This window comes from Actinomadura meyerae (assembly GCF_900188445.1).
GTDB classification, from domain to species: domain Bacteria; phylum Actinomycetota; class Actinomycetes; order Streptosporangiales; family Streptosporangiaceae; genus Spirillospora; species Spirillospora meyerae.
The window spans coordinates 51888-77872 of sequence record NZ_FZOR01000019.1 but is presented as its reverse complement, the minus strand read 5'-3'; the positions used below and the strand labels follow the sequence as shown (position 1 = coordinate 77872).

Sequence of the window (25985 nt, the reverse complement as noted above, 5' to 3'; positions counted from 1 at the left end):
GCCTACGCTCCGGGCATGGGTGATAAGGCGATCCCGATCTATCCGTGCCGCTCGATCGAGGCGACCTGGCAGTTCTATCGGGCCCTCGGGTTCGAGCAGACGTCCTGGCAGACGCGTCCCAATCCGTATCTCGGGGTCCGGCGAGGCGACCTGGACCTGCATTTCTTCGGATGGCGCAAACACGATCCGACGGCGTCCATGAACATGTGCTACGTCGCCACCACGGCGGTGGACGACCTGCACGAGGCGTTCCGCAGCGGGCTCAAGAAGTCGCTCGGCCGCGTCCCCACGCGGGGGCTTCCCAGAATCAGCGCGGTGCGGGACATGTCCTATGGGGTCCGGCAGTTCCTCCTCAGTGACCCGGACGGGCTCCAGCTCCGCATCGGCCAACCGATCTCGGACAACCTGGAGCACGCGCCGATCCCCACCGAGCCGGTGGCCAAGGCCCTCCACATGGCCGCTCTCCTCGGCGGCGACTCGAAGGGGGACCCCCGGGCCGCCGCCCGGATCCTGGATCACCTGCTCGCCTCGGACGAGCCCCTGACTCCGTCCGAACGCCTCAGGGCTCTGGTCCTGCGAGCCGACGCCGCCGTCCAGTTGGAGGAGTGGGATCGCGCCCGCATCCTCATCGCCGACGCCCGAGGCGTCCCTGTCGAGGACCCGTCCGCCCTGGTAGACGATCTACGGCGCCTCGCCGACCTGGAGGACGCCCTTCCCGCCTGAGGGCGCGCTCGCCTGGGGACGCACCTGGGGATTTCCGGTGGGCGGCGTTGTCCACCGCCGAGCCGGGGTTGTGGAGGAGGTTCGCCCACAGGCTGTGAACGGGTTGTGGGCGAAGGTAGCCGCGAGGGGCTCTTCTCGCTGGTCAGCGGGTTTTCCACGACGTGGACAACTGGGCGCACCGGTTGGGGGCGACCTGGGGAAGAATGGTGGACGCGGGGCCGGGCGGTCGTACCCAGGTTGTGCACGGAAGTTATCCACAGGTTGTGGATTCCGTGCGCGGCGGCACGGCCGGGCGGACGATGGGAGGCACGGCGTCACTCGCGCCGTGCAGACCGTGGAAAGCCCGGCTGTTCTGGGGATCCGCCTGTGGACGCGGCCTCCGGACGGCCTGGCGGCAGGGGGGAGAAGATGTGTGCGGAGTTTTCCCACAGCCTGTGGATGAAAGCCTCCGGTGCCTGTCCGCCGCCCGCGCCGAGGCCCCGGAACGTGTGCGTCCGATGCCGGACGGCCCGTGCTGCGGAAGGAGAGCCCCCAGGGCGCGTGTTGTCATCCACATGGCGCACCTACGCCGCGGATTCCGCGCCGGCATGCCGCTGGAATCGAACCCCGCGCCACGCCCGGCGGGTGGGGGCTTCGCAGCGCCGTGCCCGCCTGGTCCCAAGGCCCTGAAGGCCCCTCCGACCTGCGAACATCAGTTCGAACGCGTGCTACCCTCCCGGCATGGGGCACTTGCTGAACGAGCCGGTCCGGACGGAGCACGACCCGGCGGGACGACTCACCGCGTACGAGTGGCGAGGGGCGCGCTACGCGGTGGACCGGGTGCTGAAAACCTACGGCTCGGGCGACGAGGCCAGGGTCTACCGGGTGCGGGTCACCGGCGCCGAGGGCGTGGCGATCGCGGAGCTCGGCCGTGACGAGGACCGCTGGCGCCTCCGGCACGTCTTCTCCGCCTGACGGTCCGCGTGGCGGCTCCGCCGACCAGACCCTGTGGACCCGCGTCGGCGGGATCCAGGGTGCGCCGCTCGACCTGCTGACCGCCCGGATCGGCCGCCGCCACTACGCGCCGCACACCCACGACGAGTACGCCATCGGCGTGACGGTCGCCGGTCTGGAGACGATGCGCTACCGGGGCGAGACGATCTACTCGGCGGCGGGGAGCATCGTGGTGATCGAGCCGGGTGAGGCGCACACCGGCGGCCCGGCACGTCCGGAAGGGTTCGCCTACCTGTGCGTGTACCCGGGCGCCGAGCTGCTGGGCGCCGCGACGGTCGCCGAGCCCGGGCCGGTGCCGGCGGAAGCCCACTTCCGTGAGCCGATCATCGACGACGTCGGGCTGGGCGGGGCGCTGCGGCAGGCCCACCGCGCCCTGAGCCTCGGTGCGGATCTGCTCGAAGGCGAGTCCCGCCTGCTCGGGGTGCTCGGCGCGCTCATCCGCCGGCACGCGATGCACGGGCCCGCGGCGGCACCGCCACCCGGCCGAGCCGACGCCGCACGGATCGCCCGCCGGGTCGCGGCCCGGTTGTCGGACGAGCTCACCGCCCCGCCGACGCTCGCGGAGATGGCCGCCGAACTCGAACTCTCCCGCTACCAGTTGCTGCGCGCCTTCCGCGACGCGATGGGCATGCCCCCGTACGCGTGGCTCGCCCAGCATCGGGTGTCCCGAGCCCGCGCGCTCCTGGAGGCCGGGCACCGTCCGGCCGAGGCGGCGACGCTCGTGGGGTTCGCCGACCAGGCCCACCTGACCCGGTGGTTCCGCCGCGTGCTCGGCGTCACCCCGGGCGCCTTCCGCAGCAGCGTGCAGGAGAACGCGGTGCGCCGCCCGTCGCCTCGGTGACGTCCGGCTAAGAGGTCGCGGCCAACGGCTGGCGAGCGGCCGTTGCCGGGATTCTTCAGTGGCGGCGCGGCAGCTGGGCGTGTCCGCCAGGCGTGTGGACTGGACGCGTGAGTCGCATGCGTTGCCGGGGCGGGTCGGCGGGGCCGCGTGCTGCAACAGCGTTCAAGACGGTGCGGCGGACCGCGTTACACCCTGGTGATGCCCGTTGTGGTGTGCCGCGGAGGGGTGACGGCGTGGAGGGCGGCCCCAGGGCGGCCGGGGGTTACGAAGGGTCGGCTCCCGGCCGGCGATGGCGCGCCGGGTGTCGGGCGGTGGTCGGTAGGGCGGACGGATCGAACGGAGGTCGTGTTGAGTCGTCGTGGCTGGATGCTGTTCGCGTTGATGGGCGTGCTCTGGGGCATCCCCTATCTGATGATCAAGGTGGCGGTCGAGAGCGTCTCGGTGCCCATGGTGGTGTTCACCCGGACCGCGCTCGGCGCCCTCGTGCTGCTGCCGCTGGTGATCCGGTCCGGGCAGCTCGGTACGGTCCGCAGGCACTGGCGCCCGCTGCTGGCGTTCACCGCGGTGGAGATCCTCGGCCCGTGGGCGCTGCTGTCGGACGCCGAGAACCGGCTGACCAGCTCCATGACCGGCCTGCTGATCGCCGCCGTCCCCATCGTCGGGGTCGTGCTGGCCAGGTTCACCGGCGACGCGGAGCGGCTCGGGCCGGTGCGCTGGCTCGGGCTGCTGGTCGGCCTGGCCGGCGTCGGCGTCCTCGCCGCCCCGCATCTCAGCGGCGGCAGCGCGTGGGCGATCGGCGAGGTCATGCTCGTCGTCCTCGGGTACTCGATCGCCCCGATCATCACCATGCGCAAGCTGCAGGACCTGCCCAGCCTGCACATGGCCGCGTTCGCGCTGGCCATCGCCGCCCTCGTCTACACCGGCCCCGCGATCGCCACCTGGCCGGACGCGATGCCGAGCGGGCGCGTCCTCGCCGCGCTGATCGCGCTCGGCCTGGTCTGCACGGCACTGGCGTTCATCGTGTTCTTCGAGCTGATCCGGGAGGTCGGCACGTCCCGGGGGATGGTGTTCACCTACGTGAACCCGGCCGTGGCGGTCGCCGCCGGAGTCGTCTTCCTCGGTGAGCCGCTGACCGGCACGATCATCGCCTCGTTCGCGCTCATCCTGGGCGGCTCCGTCCTCGCTACGGCCCGCCGCACGTCCTCCCCGGCGGCCGCCGAACCGGCTCGCGGCGGGTCGGTGGCCGGGGAGGTCGCGCCCGACGATGCGAAATCCGCTCCCGAGCCCGCCTCCTGATGTGAGGGGACGCGGTGTGCGCATCCGGGGGAGACGGCCTGCGTCGCTGCTCAGCGCAAGGTGACGATGAAGCGTTGCGGACGGCTGGTGTTCCCGGACGCGTCGGTCGCGCGGTACTCGATCGTGTGGCGTCCCTTGCCGAGCTTGCCGTAGGTGAGGCCGTCGATGAGGGTGCCGGTCGCGGTGAACAGCCAGGGGGCGGACGAGTCGGTCGGCCAGCCGAAGTAGTTGAACCAGCCGTCGCCGTCCACGCGGAACTCGGGGACGACCACGCCGGGACGGTCGTCCGCGCCGGTCAGGCGCATGGTGAACGGGCCCTCGAAGACGTACTCGTGCGTGCGCCCCTGGGCGACCCGGGTCGCTTCGGACAGCTCGTACGCCACCGCCGGGCGTTCCGCGTCGATCGTCCACACCCGCCGCTTGGAGCCGACCTTGGCGACGAGCGAGTGCGTGCCGGAGGGCAACCGGAACCGGCTGAGGTCGATGTCCCGGTCGCCGCCCGGGACACGGCGGCCGTCCAGTTCCCACCGCACCGCGGGGACGAACCGGAGCGGATGGGTCGTCTCCGCGAACACGACCGACTCGGCGTTCACCGGTTCCTGCGTCGGTGTCGACGAGGTGAAGTCGACGGGTACGGTCGCCTGCGGCGTCTTGAGGCCGGTGTCCACCGTCCAGGAGCGGGTCTGCGTGAGCGCGGCCGACGACCGAACGGCCGGGTCCCGGACGAAGCCGGTCGGGTCCGTGACCTTCACCGTGACCGTGTGCACGCCATCCTTGAGGCGCAGCCTGGAGAGGTCGAGGTTGGAGCCCTTCCGCACCGTCCTCCCGTCGACCGTCCATGCGACGGACAACTGGTGACCGGCTGGATGCATCGTCTCCACCCACAGCACGCGGTCACCGCCCACCGGTGCGTCCGTGGGCGTGTGCGCTTGGATGAGGCTGACCTTGGCCGATATCCGCTCGGTCATCCGCTCCCGCGCGACCTGGTCGTAGTAGTAGCCGAGCGTTTTCATCATCGAGTGTCGGCTCGGCCTCCACACGCCCTTACTGAAGTAGAGGCCGCCTTCGTAGCGTCCGATGGTGCCTCCGGCTTCGCTTCGCTCACCGAGCCAGCGCCACCACTTCGCCTTCTGCGTCTTCATCTCCTGCTCGGTCAGCAGCGTGTGATGAATGGACGAGGGCTCAGGACCGCTGTACGTCCCGCCGGGCACGCCACGCTGGTAGTAGTCGTACTCGTCATCCAGCCCACCCAGCGAATGTCCGAGTTCGTGCGGAGCTATGAGAGCGGACATCGCGTTGCCGCCGGATGCCGTCGCGTACGTCCCTCCTGCACCGCCGTAGATGTCGCTGTTGGCGAGCGCAAGGATCTGGCGGTTTCCCTCCGACGTCCCTTGGACGAGATCGGCGTACGTCTCGGCCGCCCCGGAGTCCATGACGAGAAGGCGCTGGATGCCGTCCTCCCGGCATCCGCTCCAGAACGCCATGCGCAGCGGGGTGCTACGGCGTGGCGACGACAGTGCCGGGTCGCAGCTCACCCCCGACTCACCGGACGGGATCTCCACCGCGTACACGTTGATGTAGCTGCGATACGACGTGAACGGCTCGATCGTCCACAGGTCGTTCAGGTGCTTGGCGAGGTGCGTGCGGAACTTCGGCATGTCCGCCGGCGTGTAGCCGTCGCCCAGCACGATCAGGTTGAAGCGCTTGGCGGGGTCGCCGGTGACCTGGACCGGCACCACGGTCGCGTCCGCGGGTTCCGCCGCCCGCGCCGGCCCGGCGGCGGCCATCAGCGGCAGGACGCTCGCCGCCGCCGCCCCGATCGCGATCTTCCTGCCCGTCCACATGCGCAGACCTCCTCGGGAGGGGCGCATGCGGCGGCCGGGTACGGCCGGTCGCTGCGCCAGGCCCATCCCACTGATCAAGTGGGACACGCCCGGATTATCACCGGAGTATCCGAATTTGTCGCTACCGCTTGTCGCGCTGCCCGTCCGCGAGGCCCTCCGCGATGCGCTGGCCGCCCGCGCGCCGCTGGACGGCCGCGGACAGGGCCGGGGCGATCCCGCCGATCCGTGCGCCGACCCGCAGCCCGAGCGGCGCGACGTCGACCTCGGCGATGTTCCGTTCGACGGCCCGGATCGTCGCGCGCGCCACGTCACGCGGCGACCGCGTCCCGACGCCCCTCGGCAGGGTCACGCCGGCGTCCGCGAACATCCCGGCGTCCCGGATGAAGCCCGGGAAAACGGTCGACACGCCGACGCCGTGCGGCCGCAGATCTTCGCGCAGGGCCAGGGCGAACCCCCGCATACCGAACTTTGTCGCGTTGTAGAGGGACGCGTGCCCGGACGCCGTCTTCCCGGCCAGCGACGACACGAACACCAGGTGCCCGCGGCCACGATCGGCCATCTGCGCGGCGGCGAGCTTGGCCATCACGATCGGCGCGCGCAGGTTCACGTCCAGCACCCGGTCGATCTCGGTGACCGAGTAGTCGCTCAGCAGCCCGGACGCCGGCAGCGCCGCGTTCGCGACGAGCACGTCCACCCGCCCGGCCTCGTCCAGCAGCTTCTCCGCGGCACCGCGTTCGGCCAGGTCGGCGGCGATGGCGCGGCCGCCGAGCTTGTCCGCCAGCGGCTCCAGGACGTCCGCCCGCCGGCCCGTCAGCACGACCCGGCCGCCCCGGTCGGCCAGCGCGGTCGCCAGCGCCTGCCCGATCCCGCCGGTCGCCCCGGTCACCAGGACGGTCGCTCCGCGCAGATCCATGCCGAGATCATGGCGGATCACAACCCGATCCGCCATAGCAGCAGGACGATCGACGACAGCACCAGCCCCGCCGCGCCCAGCGGCACGTCCCCCATCGCGATCAGCGCGGCGCACCCCACGGCGATGACCCCCGCGACCAGCACCGGCCCCCGGCCCCCGGACGGCCGCTCCCGCGGCGCGTCCCGCTCGAACTCGCGTTCCCAGCGCCGGAAGTCGTCCTCTGCCATCCGCACTCCAGAAGGTCGTCCCCTCGGATTATGCGGCCCGGCGAGCGACCGCACATCAGACGACCCGTCCGATAACGGTGAGCGGGGTGCGGACCGCCCGGCAACGGTTGCTAGGCTTCCAAGAACCTGGGGGAAGCAGCCACTGATCCGCGATCCCCGGGTTTTGACTTCATAGTCGAGGTGAAGGGGTCCCACCGTGAAGAAGCTGCTCATTCTCGCCGTTGTCGCACTCGGGGGCTTCGCCGTCTGGCGCCGGATGCAGCAGGACCGCGCCGAGCTGGACCTGTGGACCGAGGCCACGTCGTCCGACAGCTGATACGCCGACGACAGGCCCCGGCGTGACCGAGGCAGCGCCGATCAGCGTCGCCTGCATCGATCTCGCCGGGACCACCGTCGCGGACGGCGACATCGCCGAAACCGCCTTCGCCGAGGCGATCGCCACCCTGGGGATCGTCTCCGGCACGGCGGCGTTCGAGCGCGCCGCCGCCCGCTTCCACGACACGCGCGGCGAATCGGAGATCGGCGTCTTCCGCTCGCTCTTCGACGAGCCCCGCGCCCAGGCCGCGCATCTGGCGTTCGAGCGGTCCTACGGCCAGCTCATCGACCGGCGCGGCCTGGTTCCCGTGCCCGGAGCCGGTGACGCCCTGCGCCGCCTCCGCTCCTGCGGCGTCCGCGTCTGCCTGCTCACGGGCTCCTGCCGCACCACGCAGGCCCGCATCATCGACGCCCTCGGCTGGTGGGACCGCGCCGACCTGACCCTGGGCCCCGAGGACGTCTCCCGCGACCGCCCGTGGCCCGACCTCATCCTGACCGCCGCGCTCCGCTTGGCCGTGGACGACGTCCGCGACATCGCGGTGTGCGCCGCCACGGCCCCCGCGATCACCTCCGCCCGCCGCGCGGGCGCCTCGATCGCCGCGGGCGTCCTCACCGGCCCCCACTCCGGCGACCACCTCCACGCCGCCGGCGCGACCCACATCCTCCCCACGATCGCCGACCTACCAGCCCTCCTCCTCCGCACCCCGGCCGATGCCACGCCCGCCCCCGACCACGGGTAAGCTTTGACCCGCCAACCCGGGGCCTTAGCTCAGTTGGTAGAGCACCGGCTTTGCAAGCCGGGTGTCAGGGGTTCGAATCCCCTAGGCTCCACCAGCCAAAACGCCCCCATCCGGATCATGGATGGGGGCGTTCGTGCAATTAGCGTGCAATTAGGCCACCGGGACGAGCACGCCACCGAGGCCGCCGTCACCCTCGTCGTCGGCGCCGCCGCGCTCGGGCGGCTGTGCCAGGTCGCGCGCTCTGCCACCGCCGGTCGTCCGCAGTCCGTCGGCGGTCACCGAGGCCGCGCCGCCGAGTCGGCTTCCCCGGCTGGCGAGCTGTGGCGGCAGAATGCGCGCGTGGAGCGCTTCGAAACGGCAAGCATGCGATTCATCCGAGGACAGTTGGTCCGCGCTCGGATTCTCAGCCATCACCCCTGGGGTGTCCTGACAGAAATCGTCGGTCATCCTGGCGTGGGATCGTCGATCGACATGATCGCGCAGTTCGGTGCCACCTACCGAGGAGACGACCTTCAAGCGGCCTATCCACCGGTTGGCGCTGTGATCGACGCCGTGGTTCAGGAGACTTGCAGGTTCTCTGACCCGGCATGGGTGAGACTCAGCATTCGCCCCGAAGACCTTGAGTGCTTCACCTGGCCATGCGACTTCTGCGGGCAGCGTGCCACCCTTAGCCCCGGAGGCGACGGGCTCGTCCTGGATGCGCGGAGCAACGACGGCCCGGGAAGCACCACGATCATCGCCCACCGGACTTGCCTGGCCGAACGCATCCGCCCGGAGAACACAGGTGAACGAGCGCGTGTACTGAAGGTCGGCATCCGTGACGACGAGTCTTAGCGAGGACGGCGTCGTCATGCGTCGAGCCGTCCATGAATTGGTCCTGGCCATCGCGGCCAGGGTGTCGGCGATCTCCGGACGGCGGCGACGCCTTGACCTCGGCCACCGGGGCGCGTCGCGGGTATTCAGGCGATTGTGAGTCTCAACTCGTCGCCACGCGGCTCGTCCACCTGTACGTCTATCGCCGCATCTTCGTCTTCCTCGAACCGCAAGGTGAAATAGGGGGACAGCTCTCGAAGGAATGCCCATCCCTCGCGGTCTTCGCCGGTCAGAGGCGAAGTGAAAGCTGCGGAGGCGTGCCTTCCCGAGGCATCACTGATGACCCGAACACGGACGTCGACGGAGCTGAGGCACGTCTGACGATTCGCCCACCACTCCAGCCGGGCCGGCCCCTCGTACGTGTCCATGTGGCGATTATGACCGGCCCCGGCGGGGGGCTCCGGCTCCGCGCCGCGAAGGAAGGGCTTGTCCCCGGCGGCCCTCGGCGATGATCTCTCCGAACTCGAGGACTCTGTAGTTGATCATGCTTTCCTGCGGAGGAGCATCCGCTCGGCGGACAGGTGAGTTCAGGAGGCGGAGTCGGTCGGCTCGGCTCGGCCCAGGACGCAGAACTCGTTGCCTTCCGTGTCGGCCAGGACCGTCCACGGGACTTTGCCCTGGCCCAGGTCGACGTCGGCGGCGCCGAGCTTGCGCAGGCGGGCCACCTCGGCCTCCTTGGCGTCGAAGGGTTCCGGGATCAGGTCGAAGTGGATGCGGTTCCACCAGGCCCTCTCCTCGGGCTTGCGGAGGAACTCCAGGTAGGGGCCGGTGCCGTCGGCCGCGCGCAGTACCGCGTGCTTGTCGGTCACCTCGTGCAGGGTCCAGTTCAGTGCTTCGTCCCAGAACTTGGCCATGGCACGCGGGTCCGCGCAGTCGACCACGACCGCGGCGATCGGGCCGGTGTCCCGGTACATCTCCCGCGGCTCCAGCACGCAGAAGACGTTGCCCTCCGGGTCGGCCAGCACGGTCCACGGGACATCGCCCTGGCCGATGTCGGCGGGTGTCGCGCCGAGTTCCCGCAGGCGTGCGACCATCTCCGCCTGGTGGGCCTCGGAGGTGGTGGCGAGGTCGAGGTGGATGCGGTACTTCACCGTTTCCGGGTCCGGCACGGCGACGAGGTCGATGTAGAAGCCGGCGGGGTCGGGCCATTCGATGCCCTGCGGCGCGAGGTTGGTGACACCGGGGCCTTCGCTGTCGACGTCCCAGCCGAGGGCGTCCGCCCAGAACTGGCCGAGGGCCGTATCGCTTCCGGCCTTGATGTTCACCTGAGCAAGTCGTAGCGCCATGCCGCCGATCATAGGGCCAGGTGAACAGGGGTCGTCCCCGTGGATGGTGCGGACGATCGTGCGCGCGGAATCTGCCCCGGGTGTGTAAGGCTCCATTGTTCTGCCGGGTGAGGTGAGCGAGGGTGGGGGCATGTGGTGGTTCGTGCTCGGGTTCTTCGCCCTGCTGTTCGGGTTCGCGCTGATCTTCGATCGGCGTCTCCGCCGGCGGGGGCAACGGTTCCGAGGCGGTACGGCCATAACACGCGCCATGCGGGAGAACCGCCGCGACATGCGCGCCTGGGAGAGGGGCTCGCAGGGGAACAGCGGAGCCGGGCTGTCCTGGACGAACGAGGCGCGCCGCCGTCGCGGCGGCGGTGGCTGATCGCGGGTCAGTGGGTCTTGGCCGGGGTGCGTTCGCGGTTCCAGAGGGAGCGGTAGAGGCCCGGACGGGCGATGAGGTCGCTGTGGGTTCCGCGGTCGGCGACGCGGCCCTCGTCCAGCACGATGATCTCGTCGACGGCGTCCAGGCCGGTGAGGCGGTGGGTGACGAGGAGGGTCGTCCGGCCTTCGGTGGCGGTGAGGAGGTCGGCGGTGAGTTCGTCGGCGGTCGCGGTGTCCAGATGCTCGGCGGGCTCGTCGAGCAGGAGGATGGGGAAGTCGGCGAGGAGTGCGCGGGCCAGGGCGATGCGCTGGCGCTGACCCCCGGAGACTTGGGCGCCGTGCTCACCTACGTGGGTGTCCATCCCCTGAGGTAGGGAGTCGATCCAGTCGAGGATCCGGGCGCGGCGTAGGGCGTCGCGTATCTCGGCATCGGTCGCTGTGGGGCGGGCCAGGCGGATGTTGGCTCCGATGGTCGAGTCGAACAGGTGCGCGTCCTGAGCGCACAGCCCGATGACCTTCCGAACGTCATCGCCGCTCAGTGCACGCAGATCGACGCCGTTCAAGGACGCGCTGCCTGAAGTGGGTTCCAGGAACCGCAGGAGCACGGATGTCAGGGTCGTCTTGCCCGAGCCAGACGGTCCTACGATCGCGCAACGGCGTCCTGGTGTCAGGTCCAGGGAGATGCCGTCGAGGGCGTAGGGGGCGGTCGGCGTCCAGCGCGCGCGGAGGTCCTCGACCTTGAGCGTGTAGGGGGACGCGGGGAGCGGTGCGGGGTCGGCCGGGTCCTGGACGGGCGGCTCCGCGTCCAGCACGGCGAAGATCCGCGCGGCGGAGCGGCGGACCCGCTCCAGGTACTGGGCGGCCATCGGCAGCCCCGCGACGACCTCGAACGCGGCGAGCGGCAGCAGGACGACCACCGCGAGTAGCACCCCGTCGAGCGCGCCCGAGCGGACGGCCGGGACGCCGGCGGCGAGGGTGGCCCAGACGGCGAGGCCGGCGGCGAGCGCGGAGATGGCCGCGCCGAGGCCGGCGGTGGCGGCGGAGCGGGCGGTGGCGCGGGTGAAGTCGCGGTCCAGCCGCGCCGCCTCGGCGAGCTGAGCTGGCGCGGCGCCGTAGGCGATGAGCTCGGGGGCGCCCTGGAGGGTGTCGACGATGTGGGAGGTCAGCTCGCCGCGCAGGTCCGTCGTCCGGCGTTCGGCGCGGCGCGCCATGACGGACGACAGCCAGGGCGCGATGACACCGGCGACCAGCAGGGCGACCAGGAGGATGAGCCCGGCGGAGGGCAGCAGCGCCCAGGCGACCCCCACCGAGGCCCCGCCGACGACGGCGGCGACCGTGCACGGCAGAAGGACGCGGAGGAACAAGTCCTGGACGGCGTCGACGTCCGCGACGAGCCGGTTCAGGAGGTCGCCGCTGCGGAAGGCGGGCAGCCCGCCAGGCGCGAGCCGCTCCAGCCGTTCGTACACACGCGCGCGCAGATCGGCCAGGATGCGGAACGTCGCGTCGTGCCCGACGAGGCGCTCGACGTACCGGAACACGCCCCGGCCCAGTCCGAACGCGCGGACGGCCACGATCGCGACCATCAGCATCAGGACGGGCGGGTGCTGCGCCGCGCGGGAGATGAGCCAGGCGGAGGTGGCCATCAGGGCGACCCCGCTGCCGAGGGCGAGGGCGCCGAACAGGACGGCGAGGAGGAGCCGTCCTCGGGCGGGCCGCGCGAACGTGATGAGCCGCAGGATCATGCCGCCTCGTTTCGACCGCGAGGTTTCACGTGAATCATGGGCCGCGGCGCCGCTCATACCGCCACCTCCGCGGGGGCGAGGGTGACCACGCGGTCGGCGAGCGTGGTCAGCGCCGGGCGGTGGGCGACGAGGACGACGGTCCGCCCCGCCTTCAGCCGCTCGACGGCGTCGATGACCGCGGCCTCGCTCTCCACGTCCAGGTTCGAGGTGGGCTCGTCCAGCAGCAGGAGCGGCGCGTCGCGCAGGAAGGCGCGGGCCAGCGCGAGGCGCTGCCGCTGGCCGGCGGACAGTCCGGCGCCCCGCTCGCCGAGCGGCGTGTCGAAGCCCGCGGGGAGGGCCTCGATGAACTCCAGCGCGTTCGCGGCCTCGGCGGCGGCGCGCACGGACGCCATGGTCGCCGCCGGGCGGCCCAGCCGGATGTTCTCGGCGACCGTCCCGGCGAACAGGTGGGGGCGCTGCGGGACCCAGGCGATCTGGGCGCGCCAGGCGTCCGGCGAGAACTCGGCGAGGTCGTCCCAGTCGGCCAGGACGCGTCCGGAGTCCGGCTGGACGAACCCGAGCAGAACCGACAGCGCGGTCGACTTCCCGGCGCCGCTCGGCCCGACCAGCGCGACGGTCTCCCCCGGGTGGACGGTCAGCGAGAAGTCCGCGAGGGCGGGCCCGCGGTCGTAGGCGACCGTGACCTTCTCCAGCCGGAGCGTCGCGCGGGAGAGGTCGGGGACGTCCGTGCGGGTGCCGGTCGCGGGCAGCGGCGTCTCCAGCACCTCGAAGACGCGGGCGGCGGCCGTGAGGCCCTCGACGCTCGCGTGGTACTGCGCGCCGACCTGCCGCAGCGGGAGGTACGCCTCCGGCGCGAGGATCAGGACGAGCAGCGCGGTCTCCAGCGAGAGCCCGCCCTCGACGAGCCGCAGCCCGATCGAGACGGCGACGAGCGCGACCGACAGCGTCGACAGCAGCTCCAGGACGAGCGCCGACAGGAACGCGATGCGCAGGGTGGACATGGTGGCGCGCCGGTGCCGGTCGGTGACCTCGCGGATCCGGTCCGCCTGCGCCCGCGCCCGGCCGAAGATCTTCAGCGTGGGCAGCCCGGCGACGACGTCCAGGAAGTGGGCGGCGAGGACGGACAGCGTCCGCCACTGCCGGTCCATCTTCTTCTGGGTGGTGAGCCCGACGAGGATCGCGAAGACGGGGATGAGCGGCAGCGTCGCGGCGATCGTCACGGCCGACAGCCAGTCGCCGAGCAGGATCCGGAACCCGACGGCGGCGGGGACGAGCACCGCGAGGACGAGCTGCGGCAGGTAGCGGGAGAAGTAGTCGTCGAGCGCGTCGATCCCGCGGGTGGCGAGGGTGGCCAGCTCGCCGGTGCGCTCGCCGGAGAGCCACCGCGGGCCGAGACCGACCGCGCGGGCGAGCAGCCGCCCGCGCAGCTGCGACTTGACCGCGGCGGACGAGCGGTGCGCGGCGACCTCCTGCAGCCACGCGACCAGGGTGCGGCCGAGGACGACGGCCAGCAGGAGCAGCAGCGGCGTGCGCAGGTCGGCGAGGGCGGCGCCGTGCAGGAAGGCCCGGTCGAGCATGTCGGCGAGCAGCGTGGCCTGCGCGATGATCAGCCCGGCGGTGGCGGTGCCGAGCGCCACGGACGACAGCAGGAAGACGCGTGTCGTCCGGGCGTACTTCAGCAGCCGGGGATCGAGCGGTTTCACCGCACGGCCTCCGGCTTCTTCGGCGCGGCGGGGATCTGGGACGTGCCGATCCGCTTGCGGAACACCCAGTACGTCCAGCCCTGGTAGATCATCACGATCGGGGTGAACACCGCGGCGACCCACGTCATGATCTTGAGCGTGTAGGCGGTCGACGCGGCGTTCTGCGTGGTCAGGCCGCCGGACTCCAGCGTGGACGGCATCACGTCCGGGAACAGCGCGGTGAACAGGGTCGCGACGGCGAGCACGATGGCGGCGCCGGTGCCGATGAACGCCCAGCCCTCGCGCCCGTTCCGGTTGGCGGCGGCGGCGAGGACCAGCCCGGCGGCGGCGCCCGCGGCGGTCAGCCACGTCACCGGCTTGCCGTGCTGCACCTGCGTGATCAGCAGGAACGCGCCGCCGGCGGCGATGGCGGCGACGGCGGCGAGTTCCGCGATGCGCCGCGCCCGGTAGCGGATGCTCCCGGACGTCTTCAGCGCCAGGAACACCGCCCCGTGCAGGACGAACAGGATCGTCGTGGTGAGCCCGCCGAGCAGCGCGTACGGGTTGAGGAGGTCGGCGAGCGTGCCGGCGTACTCGTGGTCGGCGTCCAGCGGGACGCCCCGGACGATGTTCGCGAACGCGACGCCCCACAGGAAGGCGGGCACCAGGCTGCCCCAGAAGATCGCCTTGTCCCAGCGGGCCCGCCAGCGCGCGTCGTCCTTCTTGCCGCGGTACTCGAACGCGACCCCGCGGATGATCAGTGCCAGCAGGATGAGCAGCAGCGGCAGGTAGAAGCCGCTGAACAGGGTGGCGTACCACTCGGGGAACGCGGCGAACGTGGCGGCGCCGGCGACGATGAACCAGACCTCGTTGCCGTCCCAGACGGGCCCGATGGTGTTGATGACGACGCGGCGCTCGACGTCGGTCCGGCCGAGGGCGGGCAGCAGCATGCCGACGCCGAAGTCGAACCCCTCCAGGAAGAAGTAGCTCGTCCACAGGAAGGCGATGATGATGAACCAGACGGTGGTGAGTTCCATGGCCGGTTTCCTCAGTAGGCGAACGCGAGCGAGCGCTCGGCGTCGGAGTCGTCGTCATCGGACGGCGGCGGGGGCAGCACCTCGTGCTCGTCCGGCGGCCCCGCCTTGGCGTACTTGAGCATCAGCCCGGCCTCGATGACCATGAGGACGGCGTACAGCGCGGTGAGCGAGACGACGGAGATGAGCATCGACGTCGGCGACACTCCGGGCGAGACGCTCGCGGACGTCTTCAGCACCCCGAACACCGACCAGGGCTGGCGGCCCATCTCGGTGAAGATCCAGCCGGCGGAGTTGCCGATGAAGGGGAGTGTCAGCGACAGCACGCCGATCCGGTACACCCACGGGTTGGACGGCAGCCTCCCGCGCCGCAGCAGCCAGAGCCCGGCCAGCGAGACGAGCATGGTGAGGATGCCGACCCCGGACATGATCCGGAAGTTCCAGTAGGCGATCGGGATGTTCGGCCGGTAGTCGCCGGGCCCGTAGCGGGCCTCCTCGGCGGCCTGGACGTCGTTGATGCCCTTGACCTCGCCGTCGAAGGTGCCGGTGGCGAGGAACGACAGGACGCGCGGGACCTTGATCCCGAAGATCTCCTCGTCGCCGTCGAGCGTTCCGATGGTGACGAGGGAGAACGACGCGGGCTGCTCGGTCTCGTAGAGGGCCTCGGCGGCGGCCATCTTCATCGGCTGCTGCTCGGTCATGACCTTGCCCTGGAGGTCACCGGTGACGGCGACGCCGATGGAGGCGATCGCGGTGACGACGAGGGCGAGCTTGAGCGACGGCCGGAAGACCTCGGCGTTCTTGCGGCGGGCGAGGTGCCAGGCGCTGACGCCGGCCATGAACATGCCGCCGGTGACGAACGCCGCCGTGATCGTGTGCGGGAACGCGACGAGCTGCGTCGGGTTGGTCAGCACGGCCCAGAAGTCGGTGAGGACGGCCCGTCCGGACTCCTCGTCGACGCGGTAGCCGACGGGGTGCTGCATCCACGAGTTCGCGGAGAGGATGAAGTAGGCCGACAGCAGCGTCCCGACGTGGACGATCCAGATGCAGGCGTTGTGCAGCCTGCCGCCGAGCCGGTCCCAGCCGAAGATCCACAGGCCGAGGAAGGTCGACTCGACGAAGAAGGCGAGCAGCCCCTCGATGGCGAGCGGGGCCCCGAAGATGTCGCCGACGAAGCGGGAGTAGTCACTCCAGTTCATTCCGAACTGGAACTCCTGCACGATGCCGGTGACGATCCCCATCGCGAAGTTGATCAGGAAGAGCTTGCCCCAGAACTTGGTGGCGCGCAGGTAGCGCGTCCTGCCCGTGCGGAGCCAGGCCGTCTCCAGGATCGCGACGAGCGCGGACAGCCCGATCGTCAGGGGGACGAAGAAGAAGTGGTAGACGGTGGTGATCCCGAACTGCCACCGTGCGATGTCGACCGAGTCCATGGCGCGTGATGCCTCTCCGGGCGGATCTCCTACAGGCTGGATCCACGTCGAGCTGATCTACTACAAGCTGTAGTACTACTTCCCGTCAGACATACTACGGGCTGTAGTACTACTAGGTGTCGTAAGATCGCTCACACGAAAGGCCCGCCCGGGACGCCCCTCCCGGACGGGCCTTCCGCGCATCACCCCCGCCTGAGCGGAGAGAGCGCCGTCAGTAGCGCCGTCAGTAGTGGAAAGCCGAGGTCACCCTCGCCCCGGGCGTGCCCAGGTTGACGACCGACCCGGCACCGGACGGCACGGCCCGGCAGAACGCGCCCGCGTAGCCGTCCGGGAAGACGAACAGCCCCCAGACGCTCAGCCAGTCCTCGACCGCGCCGGTCTCCGCGTTCAGCATCGGCTCCGTCGCCGGGACGACGCGGCGCTGGACGATGTAGTCCTCCTTCAGGCACGCGGCGACCGTCTCGGCCCACTCCCGGTCGGTCTCGTCCCAGCCCGCGCGGATGCCCTGGCCCGACAGGCCCGCGAACGGCTTGAGGATCAGGTGCTCGCGCTCGGCGCGGACCTGGTCGGCCAGCTCCGGCGTGAGGGTCCTCGTCCACGGCAGGATCCGGTCGATCAGGGCGTTCTCGTCGGCGGTGAACTCGGCGCGCGCCTCGGGGTCGGAGACCAGGGCCATGCAGCTCTTGTAGGAGAACATGGACGCGGTCAGCGGGGTCCAGAGGACGACGTGGCCGTCCGCGTAGGCGCGCATGAGGGTCTCGGCGGGTTCGTCGTTGCGCGGGTCCCGGGCGATCTGGTGGGCGGAGAAGTACCGCAGGACGAGGTCGATCTTGCGGCCCTGCAGGTACAGCCCGCCGTCCCTGGCCTCCACCTGGCCCAGCTCGCCCAGCAGCAGGTCGATGCCGTACCGCTTCATCGACTCCTGGAACGAGCGGTGCAGGGACTCGTACTTCGCCATGCCGCCGATCGCCTCCAGCGTCGCGACGACGGGCGACTCCTTGCCCGTCGCCCGGACGAACTGGCGCGCGATCTCGGCCGGGGTGTCGACGGTGCCGAGGCCGTGCTCGGCGGCGAACTCCGCGAACGGCGCGTCGGCGAGCAGGGCGCGGTTGAGCTCGCTCATGTCGACGCCGCCGAGTTCGCTGCCGACGTTGAACTCCAGCAGCCGGAACCGGGACCCGTCGTCGTAGAGGTCGGCCCGCCCGTACAGGATGGGCTCCCCGTCGAACTGGGTCATCAGGGCGGTGCGGCGCGCGTCCGCGCCGATCGCCGCGCAGAACCGGCGGCGGTCGCCGTCGAACAGGCGGTCCGGCAGCGACGCCATCAGCCGGAACAGCCCGGCGAGGTCGTCGGCGGCCTGGCGCGTCCGGTCCTCGGGGGCGAACAGGGGACGGGTCGCCAGGTACTTCCGCCACGCCGCCTCGAACACCGGCGGCAGCTCGGCGTTCGCGACGGCGTCGCGCAGGGGGCCGCCTTCGCCGGCCTCCAGGTACTTCCGGGTGACGTTCACGAGGCGCTCTCCACCGGCTCGACGATGAGCTCCTCCTCGATCTTGCGGATGGCCTCGCGGTCGGCGTAGATCTGCTCCAGGTCGTCGTGCGCGAGGATGATGTAGCCCATCGTCATGGTGGCGAACAGGTCGGTGCTGGCGTCCACGTGGTCGCCGGTGCTCACGACGTGCACCGGCGAGTGGTAGCTCGACAGCTCGCGGGCCCGGTCGTAGATCTCGGCGTTGCGCACGATGCCCGTCGAGTGCGACATCAGGAAGACCGCCATCACGTTGCGCCGCAGCGTGTAGCCGGGCGGCAGCTCCGGGCCGAGGCCGCGGCACACGTCCACGATCCGGGTGACCTGGCTCTCCCCCGTCGCGATCTTGGTCACCGCCGGGTTGCCGGCGCCGGCCAGCCGCGCGTTGACCTCCAGCAGCCGGGGCCCGTCCGGAGTCATCATGATCTCGGTGTGCGCGGCCCAGTTGCGCAGGCCGACCGCGTCCAGGGCGCCGAACGCGTACTCGATCAGCTCGCCGTAGGCGTCGGTGTCGTAGGGCAGCCACTCCACGCTGTCGTACACCGCGATGCCCTCGCCGTACGGCACCCGCTTGTACTTGATCATGTCGGTGATCGAGTGCCGGCCGTCGTGGCTGACGGTGTCGATGGCGTACTCGGTGCCCGTCATCATCTCCTGGACGAGCACCTCCTCGGCCAGCACGTCCAGCTTGTCGTGGGTGCCGAGCATCGCGGTGAACAGCTCGCGCCAGCCCTGCCCGCCCGGCGCCCGGCTCACCCCGACGGTGCCGGCGCTGGTCGGCGGCTTGACGACGAGGTCGTGGCCCGCGAGCCCCTCCCGCTCGATCCACGCGGCGACCTCGTCCGGGTCGGTCGTGGAGATCTGCCGCGGGACCGGCAGCCCGGCCTTCGCCAGCGCCTGGTGCATCTGGTACTTGTGGCGCCGGGCGTCCACCAGCTCCGGGACGTTGGAGGTCGCGGGCGCGAGCGCGTCCGAGAGCTCCTGCGCCGGGCGCAGCACCGCCTCGATGCCGGGGAAGACCGCGATCGGCTTCAGCGCGCCGAGCCGCGCGATCGTCTCCGCCATGTCGCCGTGGTGGTTGATGATGGCGTCGTAGTTGCCGGGGTCGTGCGAGGATTGCAGCGGCGCCAGGGCGGGCCCCGTGTAGTCCATCACGGCCACCGGGCTGAACCCCGCCTCGCGCAGCGCGGGCGCGACCATCGCCGACGAGGTGAAGGGCCCCACTATCGCCACGACTGGTTTATCCATGATGTTCACCTTGTCTTCTGGTTGATCCGTTGAGCTGGGCGGTCGGCCGCCGGACGTCCGTCAGTCGCCGCCCTCCTTCGTGCCGGCGGGTGCCAGCTCCGCCTCGTCCGGCCCGTCCTGCGGGCGGCGGCGCCGGAGGTCGGCGCCGGCCGCGACGAGCCCGGCGCCGAGGAGCCCCAGCGCTCCGGTCAGCACCCACACCCCGGCGCCCCAGGCGTGCCACGCGGCGACGCCGATCATGGGGCCGACGGCGTAGCCGACCTGCTGGGGGATCGTCGCCGCGGCGATGTAGTGGGCGCGCAGCGCGGGCGGCGCGACGAGGCCGGGGTAGGCCATCATCGACGGCGCCGCGATGACCTCGCCGAACGTCCACACGACGGTCGCGAGCAGGAGCAGCGCGACGGGCGTCGGCCCGGTGTAGAGCAGGTGGCCGATGCCGAGGACGGCCATCCCGATCGTCATCGGCAGCCCGATCGGCAGCCGCTGGAGCCACTTGGACAGCAGCACCTCGAACGCGATGACGATGAACCCGTTGACCGTCAGCAGGGTGGCGTACACCCGCTCGTCGTGGCCGGAGCCGGTGACGAACAGCGGCAGCGCGGCCGACGACTGGATGTAGGTCACCGCGGTGACGAACAGGCCGAGGACGACCAGCATGAACCGCCGGTCGGCGAGCACCTGCCCGTACCCGCCGTGCTTGCCGTCGGACGCCTTGGCGGCGGCCTCTGGCTCGGCGTTGGACCGCAGCGCCGCGTAGGCGACGACGCCGAAGGCCAGCGACGTCGCCGCGTCCACGTAGAACAGCGTGCCGTAGGAGGCGTACGTCAGCAGCAGCGCGGCGCCCATCGGGCCGACGGTCGCGCCGACGTTGAACGTCAGCCGCAGCACCGAGAAGACCATGACCTGCTGGTTCTTCGGCGTCAACTCCACGATCCACGCCATCGAGGCGGGACGGTACGCCTGCGCGGTCAGCCCGGCGCCGGCCGCGACGACGGACGCGGTCCACACCTCCGGGACGTGCACGAGCGCCGCCGTCAGGACGGCCGTCCCGGCCATGGAGCCGACGATCACCGCGCGGTAGCCGACCCGGTCGGCGACGGCGCCGCCGACCGCGGAGCCGGAGATCCGGCCGACCATCAGCGCGGTCAGCACGACGCCGCTCTCCCAGGCGGTGAACCCCTCGTCGGTGAGGAACAGCACCAGGAACGCGTTCAGGAACGTGGCCAGGTTGCTGATCAGCGTGCCGATGACCAGGATCCGGACGGTCCCGTTCATCTCCCGGAGCGTGGCCAGGACGGTCGGGTGCTCGGCGGAGCTCACGACACGGGCTCCAACCTGGTCCCCTCGAAGGTGAAGAACCGGCTCGCGTCGCCGATCGCGGCGGCGGTCTCCTCCAGCGTCTCACCGACCGCGATCACGTAGCCGATGCGGGCCAGCCCGTGCGGCGGGCGCCGGACCCGGGTACCCGGCTCCACCCCGACGGCGAGCTCCACCAGCGGCGGGCGCATCAGCTCGCGGTGCGCGGTGGCCGAGGTGACCTCCATGTCGTAGGGCGGGTAGGCGAACCGGATGGAGGCGGCGCGCCGCGGCTCGGGGAACGAGACGGCCGGGGCCTGTCCGGCGACCACGTCCGCCGCCGCGAGCGGGGCGTCCACGCCGGAGGTCAGCCGCCCCAGGTGCGGGATCATCCCGCCGCCCAGCCGCGCGTTGATCTCGATGACGTGCCGCGCGCCGTCCGGGGTCAGCTTGAACTCGATGTGGGTGAAGCCGTCGGTGAACCCGGCGGCGGCGTGGGCGCGGGACAGCGTGTCGCGGAACTCCGGATCGGACAGCAGCGGGTCGCCCGCGTAGACGTCGTGGCCGATCTCCTCGAACGCCAGGTCGCCGCTGCCGCCGAGCACCTTGCGCGCCACGATCAGCGGCGTGCACTCGCCCCGGAACAGGGCGCACTCGACGGAGACCTCCGGCCCCTCCAGGAACTCCTCGACGATCACGTAGTCGTCGAACTGCCGGATGCCGCCCATCCGGGTCCCGTCGGCGAGCGCGAACGCCGCGTCCAGATCGTCCGGCCCCTCGGCCTTGCTGAGGCCGAGGCTGCCGCCCAGGTTCCGCGGCTTGACGATCAGCGGGTAGCCGACCTCGGCCGCGAAGGCGCGGGCCTGCTCCAGGGACGAGACGGCCCGCGACGCCGGCTGCGGCAGCCCCGCGTCCCGCAGCGCGGCGCGGGCCGCGGACTTGTCGCGGCACCGCGCCACCGCCGCCGGGTCCAGGGCGGGGAAGCCGAGCGCCGCGCTGAGGTGCGCGGACGTCTCGATGTACACCTCGTCGTAGCAGAAGACCCCGGCGACCTCGTGGTCGCGGGCGACCTCGCGGGCCGCCGCCGTCAGCTTCTCCAGGTCGAGGCAGTCGACGACGGTGTGGCCGACGATGTAGGGGTCCTCCCAGGTGGCGGGGGTCGGGTTCAGCAGCCAGAGCCGGTACCGCGCCGACACCGACTCCAGGATGTACTTGCGGTAGACCCAGTAGCTGCTGGCGACCAGCAGTAGGAGCGGGCGGTCGTCGCCCGTCGGTTTGTGCGGCATGCGGACCTCGTTCGGGGGCGTGGGTTCGGGGATCAGGAGAAGTAGTCCTCGAGGGTGCCGCGGCGGCGGATGTCGAGGGTGGCGCAGTGGAAGCCGCCGCCGAACGTGTTCACCGTGCGGAACGGGACGGGGATGGGCGTGAAGCCCTCCTTCTCCAGCAGCCGCAGCAGCTCGGTCTCCTGCGCCTCGACGAAGATGCGCTCCTGGTCGAGCATCAGCGTGTTCATCGCGATCCAGCGGCTGCAGAAGTACATGGTCTGGTCGGCGGGGATGGCCGGCTCGGGGCAGACCACCGTGTCCCAGCCGGCGAACATCTCCGGCAGCTCCCGCACCCGCTCCGGGTTGATCAGCACCCGGCCCGGCCGCAGCGGGACGAACGTCGCGTTGAGGTGCATCGGGTGGTCGTCGATGAACGCGACCTCGTGCACCCGGAACTCGTCGCCGAGCAGCCGCCGCGTCCACTCGATGCCGAACCGGTTGGTGACGTGGCTGCGCTGGACGAGGATGTCGCGGCCGAACCGCATGAAGTCGCCCGCGTCCACGATCGGCTCGAACTCGGTGATGACGGACGTCTCGTCCGGGAACGGGTCGTCGGGCGACGGCGTCTCCGGCTTGGCCGCCGCGTAGCCGGGGTTGTAGGACGCGTCGGTGAGCTGCGGCTTCGGCGCGGCCACCCAGCGCGCGCCGCGCCGGAAGTAGTCCTTGAAGATCGTCCGGAACGGATGGGTGGCGAAGTAGTACGAGCGCCAGCCCATCGTCGCCTCGACGATCTGGTCACCGGCGACGAGCGCGATGTCGCGGGGGAAGGTGTGCGACGACCCGCCGGTGGACGACCAGTCGGCCGTGCCGAACGAGCGGGACTGGTCGACCGGGTCGGGCCGCCGGACCGTGACCCCCTCGCCCTCCAGGATGGCGACGAACCCGTCCAGCTCCTCCCGGGCCGCCTCGACCTGCTCGGGCGGGAACCCGCCGCCCCCGTTGCGCCGGTAGAAGTCCCACGCCTCGGGCGGCACGGTCGCCTCGATCGCCGGATGCCACGGCGGGACGGCGGCGCCGTCGATGACGCCGACGATCACCTCCTCCAGCGGGTCCCACTCGTTGTACGAGCCGACCGGGCTCGCGGGGGCCGTGGGGCTCTCAGTCATCGCGGGAGGTCCTTTCGATGGTCCGTACGGTCACGCGCGCCTCGGGGGAGGCGGCCTTCAGGCCGTGCAGCCGGCTCCGCGGCACCAGCAGGACGTCGCCCGCCCCGAGCCGGTGCGGGCGGTCGGTCGCCCACGCGTACACGTCCACGTCGCCGCTGGTGATCTCGATGAGGCGGTCGGACTCGTACACGTCGGTACAGAACGGGCTGTCCGGGCGCAGGGTGGTGGTCACGGCGTCGTCCTGCGCGGCGGTCGCCAGCGACCCGCCGGCCTCGGTGTGCTCGTCGAGGGTGTCGGCCCAGGCGATCTGGGCGCGGAAGTCCTCGTCGCCGAGGCGCAGCAGGAGCTTGGTGTCCTCGATGCCGCGCACCAGCTCGGGGATCACCAGCTCGCCGTGCGTGCGGGCCAGCCCGAGCAGCAGGTTCTCGTAGGTCATCCGCCCGTGGTGGACGTCGATGTGCGCGTGCTCGTCGCAGTACTTGGCGTCCACCCGGTCGCCGTAGACGGCGCGGAGCATCCTGCCGGTGTCGGCGAACCCCTGCGCGAACAGCCACTCCAGGTAGGTCACGGCGGCCATGTAGCGGAACAGGCCGCGGTGGTCCTCGGTGAGCCAGTTGAAGTAGTTCACCCCGACCAGCGAGCTGGTGAGGTAGAAGTTCCAGTACGCGTGCAGGTCGGTGCGCAGCCCGACACTGGCCAGCATCTCCTTGAAGATCGTGCTGTGCTTCGCGCCGTACAGGCCGTACCCGAACTCGTCGTTGAAGATCTTGAAGAGCTCGGACTGCTCGACCCCGTAGGAGCCGCCGAGGTTGCGCGCCATCGCGGACGCCTCGGTCAGCGCGTCCAGCGCGAGCTGGATCAGGTGCAGCGCCGCCGCCTCCTCGGGGTGGCGGCACTCGGTGATGGCGCGCATGGTGCCGGTCACCGGCGCGGAGAGGTCCACCGCCGGGTTCACCCCGGAGTCGTCCGCGGGCGCGCCCGCTCCGCCGACCTCGGCGAGGAAGTACTCCTGGAGCTCGTCGAACGTCCGGACGGGCGGGACCTTCACGGCGTCGTCCAGGAAGGAGAAGGCGTACCGCTCCAGTCCCGGGCGGACGCTGTCGCGCAGCCGCCGCACCTCGTCGCTGTAGAAGAGGTCGAAGTCGTCCTTGGCGGAGGCCAGCCCGGCGGCGGGCAGCAGGATCATGTCGCTCTCGTAGGCGTTGCACAGCAGGCGCCCGGCGACGAGCTGGCCGCGGCCGAGGAACCCGGCCTCGGTCGCGGGGACGGAGAAGTCGAGGCCGGCGACGTCCGGCGGGCCCACCGGCCGCCGGTACGGGTTGCCCTCGATGTAGACCTCCGGGCCGGGCCGGAAGAGGCGCTGCCCGCAGTACGCCGCGAGGGCGTCGGTCGTGGCCGTGGTCATGACACCACCTCGAACTCGGCGTGGGCGGCGGGACGGGCGGCGGGCTCGCGGGCGGGCTCCCCGGCGGGCGCGGCGCCAGCGGCGACCTCGAAGCGGACGCACTCGCCGTCGTGCGCCGCGTCCAGCACCACGGGCTCGCCCGGCTGGACGCGCCGCGGTGCGGGCAGGCACTGGATCGCCTGCTTCCAGTGCGAGTCGCGGCCGGGCGGGTTCCCGACCGTGATCCCCGGCAGCAGCTCCATCTCGAACCAGAACACGACCGCGTGCAGCGTCCCCGCCGCCGTCGGCTCGATCCGCAGCTCGGTGCGGCGCGGGCGGGCGTCGGCGGTGCGGAAGTCGAACTCGAACACCGTCACCGGCTCGGACAGGACGCGGTGCTCGTGCCGGTGCAGCCGCGAGTCGAAGTACTCCAGCGACGACAGCCGGTTGAACGGCGCCAGGTCGAAGCCGTACAGCTTGCCCACGTGGTTCTTGCGGTGCAGGGCCTGGCTCTCGACGAGCTGCGCGATGATCCGGCCCCGCGACGGCATGATCACCGCGTCCGGGGCGAGCAGGTGCTCGCGGGCGTGCTCGATCGTGCCGAGGATGCCCTCGCCGAGCAGCCCGCAGTCGACGATCTCGGTGACGAGCAGGCCGGCCCGCCGGGGCAGGTCCTCGGGCACGCTCATCCGGGTCGACATCTTCGACACGACGGTGACCGCGTCGTCGTACCCGGCCGCGCTGACCACCCGCGCCGCGGTCTCGGCGACGGACGGCTGCCCCTCGCACGCCACGACCTCGCGGGCGCCGGCGCGCGCCGCCATCATGGCGAGCAGCCCGGACCCGGCGCCGATGTCCAGCACCAGCGCGTCGGGGTCGGCCGCGACCGCCTGCCGGATCGCCCGGTCGTACAGCTCGGCGCGCTCCTCGTCGTGCAGCATCTCCCAGTGCCAGCGCGGGACGGCGCGGCGCACCGCCCGGTTCCGGCCGATGAGGGCCTCCTCGTTGCCGCCGTCCACGCCGAGGATCAGCTCGAACGCCTTGACGGCGTCCTCGTAGCGTCCCTGGTGGTGCAGGTCGCGGCCCCAGTCGAGGAACGCGCCGAGCTCCAGCCCGGTGCGCTCCTCCGGGCCGCGAGCGGCCGGGTCCGAATCGTGCGTCCTCGTCACGACGGTGCCTCCTCGGTTCTCACGGGTGTGTTCATCGGCCCGCGTCCAGTACGGGTTCGGCCGGTACGGGTTCGGCCGGTACGGGTTCGGCGGGGCCTGCGGCGCAGGGCGCGGTTTCGGCGGGGGGCGTGTCCGGTGGCAGGTTGGCGAGGATCTCGCGGTGGATGACCGAGACCGGTGTGTCGTCGCCGTCGTCGGGGAGCACGACGACGGCCTCGTCCCCGCTGCGCACCATCGGCAGGCAGGTGCGCCGGACCGCGGCGACCCCGACCTTCGTGCCGTGCCAGGGGCAGCTCAGCCGCCGCCCGTCCGGGGTGAGGCGGGCCAGGCTCAGCGGCCCTCCCCGGTGCGGGCAGTAGTCGTGGACGAGCAGCGGCCGCCCGTCCGACTGGAGGACGAAGTAGCGGTCATGGCCGACCAGCAGGGTGTTGTGTCGGCTCAGATCCATGACGATGACGCGGCCCATGGGCTCCTCGTGTCGATCGGCCGCCGCCGGGGACGGACGGGGCGTGCGCGGGCGTGCGGGCAGGGGGACATGAAGGCAGGGGGACATGAAGGCGGGGAGGCATGCGTGCGGGGAGGCATGCGGGCAGGGAGCCATGGCGGGGACGGCGGGGACCGCCCTCGCCAT

At 71.6% G+C, this 25985-nt stretch carries 25 protein-coding genes and 1 tRNA gene; 8 read left to right on the top strand and 18 right to left on the bottom strand.

Annotation, left to right across the window (positions count from 1 at the left end):
- Positions 1-15 precede the first annotated feature (15 nt).
- The 4 genes from CHF16_RS20320 to CHF16_RS20305 all read left to right on the top strand — a co-directional run bounded on the left by CHF16_RS20320 (position 16) and on the right by CHF16_RS20305 (position 3853).
- On the top strand, positions 16-723 hold the full coding sequence (locus CHF16_RS20320; RefSeq protein ID WP_089327659.1) for a VOC family protein: 708 nt from the start codon (positions 16-18) through the stop codon (positions 721-723).
- Between the two features lie 720 nt (positions 724-1443).
- Entirely contained in the window at positions 1444-1677 is a 234-nt protein-coding gene (locus CHF16_RS20315) for a hypothetical protein (RefSeq protein WP_089327658.1), read from the top strand.
- The gene (locus tag CHF16_RS20310; RefSeq protein WP_089327657.1) at positions 1634-2557 is read left to right on the top strand and encodes a helix-turn-helix transcriptional regulator; all 924 of its coding nucleotides are present in this window, start codon (positions 1634-1636) and stop codon (positions 2555-2557) included. The genes CHF16_RS20315 and CHF16_RS20310 overlap by 44 nt, the downstream gene beginning before the upstream one ends.
- Before the next feature lie 348 nt (positions 2558-2905).
- Positions 2906-3853: a DMT family transporter gene (locus tag CHF16_RS20305; protein ID WP_089327656.1), complete on the top strand. Its 948-nt coding sequence runs from the start codon at positions 2906-2908 to the stop codon at positions 3851-3853.
- Positions 3854-3903: 50 nt separating this feature from the next.
- Here the strand turns inward: CHF16_RS20305 and CHF16_RS20300 are convergent, their stop codons facing one another.
- The 3 genes from CHF16_RS20300 to CHF16_RS20290 form a co-directional block, all read right to left on the bottom strand.
- A complete protein-coding gene (locus tag CHF16_RS20300; RefSeq protein WP_089327655.1) occupies positions 3904-5697 on the bottom strand; it encodes a M64 family metallopeptidase in 1794 nt (597 codons plus the stop codon).
- 121 nt (positions 5698-5818) lie between these two features.
- On the bottom strand, positions 5819-6610 hold the full coding sequence (locus CHF16_RS20295; RefSeq protein ID WP_089327714.1) for an SDR family NAD(P)-dependent oxidoreductase: 792 nt from the start codon (positions 6608-6610) through the stop codon (positions 5819-5821).
- Positions 6611-6627: 17 nt separating this feature from the next.
- Positions 6628-6837, bottom strand: coding sequence for a hypothetical protein (locus CHF16_RS20290; RefSeq protein WP_089327654.1), 210 nt, complete (start codon positions 6835-6837; stop codon positions 6628-6630).
- A 196-nt stretch (positions 6838-7033) separates the two neighbouring features.
- Here CHF16_RS20290 and CHF16_RS40945 point away from each other — a divergent pair, with 196 nt between their 5' ends.
- The 3 genes from CHF16_RS40945 to CHF16_RS20280 all read left to right on the top strand — a co-directional run bounded on the left by CHF16_RS40945 (position 7034) and on the right by CHF16_RS20280 (position 7986).
- Entirely contained in the window at positions 7034-7153 is a 120-nt protein-coding gene (locus CHF16_RS40945; RefSeq protein ID WP_217711122.1) for a DLW-39 family protein, read from the top strand.
- 22 nt (positions 7154-7175) lie between these two features.
- Positions 7176-7892 (top strand): HAD family hydrolase, encoded by a 717-nt coding sequence (locus CHF16_RS20285; RefSeq protein WP_089327653.1) that lies wholly within the window; start codon positions 7176-7178, stop codon positions 7890-7892.
- An 18-nt stretch (positions 7893-7910) separates the two neighbouring features.
- Positions 7911-7986 (top strand) — tRNA-Ala (locus tag CHF16_RS20280).
- 56 nt (positions 7987-8042) lie between these two features.
- Here the strand turns inward: CHF16_RS20280 and CHF16_RS39560 are convergent.
- The 3 genes from CHF16_RS39560 to CHF16_RS20265 form a co-directional block, all read right to left on the bottom strand.
- Entirely contained in the window at positions 8043-8777 is a 735-nt protein-coding gene (locus tag CHF16_RS39560) for a hypothetical protein (RefSeq protein ID WP_179271613.1), read from the bottom strand.
- A 74-nt stretch (positions 8778-8851) separates the two neighbouring features.
- On the bottom strand, positions 8852-9133 hold the full coding sequence (locus CHF16_RS20270) for a hypothetical protein (RefSeq protein ID WP_089327651.1): 282 nt from the start codon (positions 9131-9133) through the stop codon (positions 8852-8854).
- A 159-nt stretch (positions 9134-9292) separates the two neighbouring features.
- Positions 9293-10051 carry a VOC family protein gene (locus CHF16_RS20265; protein ID WP_089327713.1) on the bottom strand — a complete coding sequence of 253 codons (759 nt, stop codon included), beginning with the start codon at positions 10049-10051 and terminating at the stop codon, positions 9293-9295.
- Between the two features lie 130 nt (positions 10052-10181).
- Here CHF16_RS20265 and CHF16_RS20260 point away from each other — a divergent pair, with 130 nt between their 5' ends.
- The gene (locus CHF16_RS20260) at positions 10182-10412 is read left to right on the top strand and encodes a hypothetical protein (RefSeq protein ID WP_089327650.1); all 231 of its coding nucleotides are present in this window, start codon (positions 10182-10184) and stop codon (positions 10410-10412) included.
- Between the two features lie 7 nt (positions 10413-10419).
- Here the strand turns inward: CHF16_RS20260 and cydC are convergent, their stop codons facing one another.
- The 12 genes from cydC to CHF16_RS20205 all read right to left on the bottom strand — a co-directional run bounded on the left by cydC (position 10420) and on the right by CHF16_RS20205 (position 25820).
- A complete protein-coding gene (gene cydC / locus CHF16_RS40940) occupies positions 10420-12153 on the bottom strand; it encodes a thiol reductant ABC exporter subunit CydC (protein ID WP_218826749.1) in 1734 nt (577 codons plus the stop codon).
- 53 nt (positions 12154-12206) lie between these two features.
- Positions 12207-13856 (bottom strand): thiol reductant ABC exporter subunit CydD, encoded by a 1650-nt coding sequence (gene cydD / locus CHF16_RS40935; RefSeq protein WP_218826748.1) that lies wholly within the window; start codon positions 13854-13856, stop codon positions 12207-12209.
- A complete protein-coding gene (gene cydB, locus CHF16_RS20250) occupies positions 13853-14872 on the bottom strand; it encodes a cytochrome d ubiquinol oxidase subunit II (protein ID WP_089327649.1) in 1020 nt (339 codons plus the stop codon). The genes cydD and cydB overlap by 4 nt, the downstream gene beginning before the upstream one ends.
- A gap of 11 nt (positions 14873-14883) precedes the next feature.
- Positions 14884-16299, bottom strand: coding sequence for a cytochrome ubiquinol oxidase subunit I (locus CHF16_RS20245; protein ID WP_089327648.1), 1416 nt, complete (start codon positions 16297-16299; stop codon positions 14884-14886).
- A gap of 223 nt (positions 16300-16522) precedes the next feature.
- Positions 16523-17809 (bottom strand): hypothetical protein, encoded by a 1287-nt coding sequence (locus tag CHF16_RS20240; RefSeq protein WP_089327647.1) that lies wholly within the window; start codon positions 17807-17809, stop codon positions 16523-16525.
- Positions 17806-19074, bottom strand: coding sequence for an ATP-grasp domain-containing protein (locus CHF16_RS20235; protein WP_143228064.1), 1269 nt, complete (start codon positions 19072-19074; stop codon positions 17806-17808). Before CHF16_RS20235 ends, CHF16_RS20240 begins: the two co-directional genes overlap by 4 nt.
- Positions 19075-19134: 60 nt before the next feature.
- Complete coding sequence (locus tag CHF16_RS20230) at positions 19135-20394, bottom strand: MFS transporter (RefSeq protein ID WP_089327645.1); 1260 nt, start codon at positions 20392-20394, stop codon at positions 19135-19137.
- Complete coding sequence (locus CHF16_RS20225) at positions 20391-21656, bottom strand: ATP-grasp domain-containing protein (RefSeq protein ID WP_089327644.1); 1266 nt, start codon at positions 21654-21656, stop codon at positions 20391-20393. The genes CHF16_RS20230 and CHF16_RS20225 overlap by 4 nt, the downstream gene beginning before the upstream one ends.
- A 32-nt stretch (positions 21657-21688) precedes the next feature.
- Positions 21689-22801, bottom strand: coding sequence for an amidinotransferase (locus CHF16_RS20220; RefSeq protein ID WP_089327643.1), 1113 nt, complete (start codon positions 22799-22801; stop codon positions 21689-21691).
- On the bottom strand, positions 22794-24206 hold the full coding sequence (locus CHF16_RS20215) for an iron-containing redox enzyme family protein (protein ID WP_089327642.1): 1413 nt from the start codon (positions 24204-24206) through the stop codon (positions 22794-22796). The genes CHF16_RS20220 and CHF16_RS20215 overlap by 8 nt, the downstream gene beginning before the upstream one ends.
- Entirely contained in the window at positions 24203-25354 is a 1152-nt protein-coding gene (locus CHF16_RS20210; RefSeq protein ID WP_089327641.1) for a 50S ribosomal protein L11 methyltransferase, read from the bottom strand. Before CHF16_RS20210 ends, CHF16_RS20215 begins: the two co-directional genes overlap by 4 nt.
- Before the next feature lie 31 nt (positions 25355-25385).
- Positions 25386-25820 carry a Rieske 2Fe-2S domain-containing protein gene (locus tag CHF16_RS20205; protein ID WP_179271612.1) on the bottom strand — a complete coding sequence of 145 codons (435 nt, stop codon included), beginning with the start codon at positions 25818-25820 and terminating at the stop codon, positions 25386-25388.
- Between the last annotated feature and the right edge of the window lie 165 nt (positions 25821-25985).

Coding starts and splice junctions, on each gene's coding strand:
- CHF16_RS20320 (WP_089327659.1), top strand. CDS start 16: ATGGGTGATAAGGCGATCCCGATCTATCCGTGCCGCTCGATCGAGGCG.
- CHF16_RS20315 (WP_089327658.1), top strand. CDS start 1,444: ATGGGGCACTTGCTGAACGAGCCGGTCCGGACGGAGCACGACCCGGCG.
- CHF16_RS20300 (WP_089327655.1), bottom strand. CDS start 5,697: ATGTGGACGGGCAGGAAGATCGCGATCGGGGCGGCGGCGGCGAGCGTC.
- CHF16_RS20295 (WP_089327714.1), bottom strand. CDS start 6,610: ATGGATCTGCGCGGAGCGACCGTCCTGGTGACCGGGGCGACCGGCGGG.
- CHF16_RS20290 (WP_089327654.1), bottom strand. CDS start 6,837: ATGGCAGAGGACGACTTCCGGCGCTGGGAACGCGAGTTCGAGCGGGAC.
- CHF16_RS39560 (WP_179271613.1), bottom strand. CDS start 8,777: ATGGCCAGGACCAATTCATGGACGGCTCGACGCATGACGACGCCGTCC.
- CHF16_RS20270 (WP_089327651.1), bottom strand. CDS start 9,133: ATGGACACGTACGAGGGGCCGGCCCGGCTGGAGTGGTGGGCGAATCGT.
- CHF16_RS20265 (WP_089327713.1), bottom strand. CDS start 10,051: ATGGCGCTACGACTTGCTCAGGTGAACATCAAGGCCGGAAGCGATACG.
- CHF16_RS20260 (WP_089327650.1), top strand. CDS start 10,182: ATGTGGTGGTTCGTGCTCGGGTTCTTCGCCCTGCTGTTCGGGTTCGCG.
- cydC (WP_218826749.1), bottom strand. CDS start 12,153: ATGATCCTGCGGCTCATCACGTTCGCGCGGCCCGCCCGAGGACGGCTC.
- cydB (WP_089327649.1), bottom strand. CDS start 14,872: ATGGAACTCACCACCGTCTGGTTCATCATCATCGCCTTCCTGTGGACG.
- CHF16_RS20245 (WP_089327648.1), bottom strand. CDS start 16,299: ATGGACTCGGTCGACATCGCACGGTGGCAGTTCGGGATCACCACCGTC.
- CHF16_RS20235 (WP_143228064.1), bottom strand. CDS start 19,074: ATGGATAAACCAGTCGTGGCGATAGTGGGGCCCTTCACCTCGTCGGCG.
- CHF16_RS20225 (WP_089327644.1), bottom strand. CDS start 21,656: ATGCCGCACAAACCGACGGGCGACGACCGCCCGCTCCTACTGCTGGTC.
- CHF16_RS20220 (WP_089327643.1), bottom strand. CDS start 22,801: ATGACTGAGAGCCCCACGGCCCCCGCGAGCCCGGTCGGCTCGTACAAC.
- CHF16_RS20215 (WP_089327642.1), bottom strand. CDS start 24,206: ATGACCACGGCCACGACCGACGCCCTCGCGGCGTACTGCGGGCAGCGC.
- CHF16_RS20205 (WP_179271612.1), bottom strand. CDS start 25,820: ATGGGCCGCGTCATCGTCATGGATCTGAGCCGACACAACACCCTGCTG.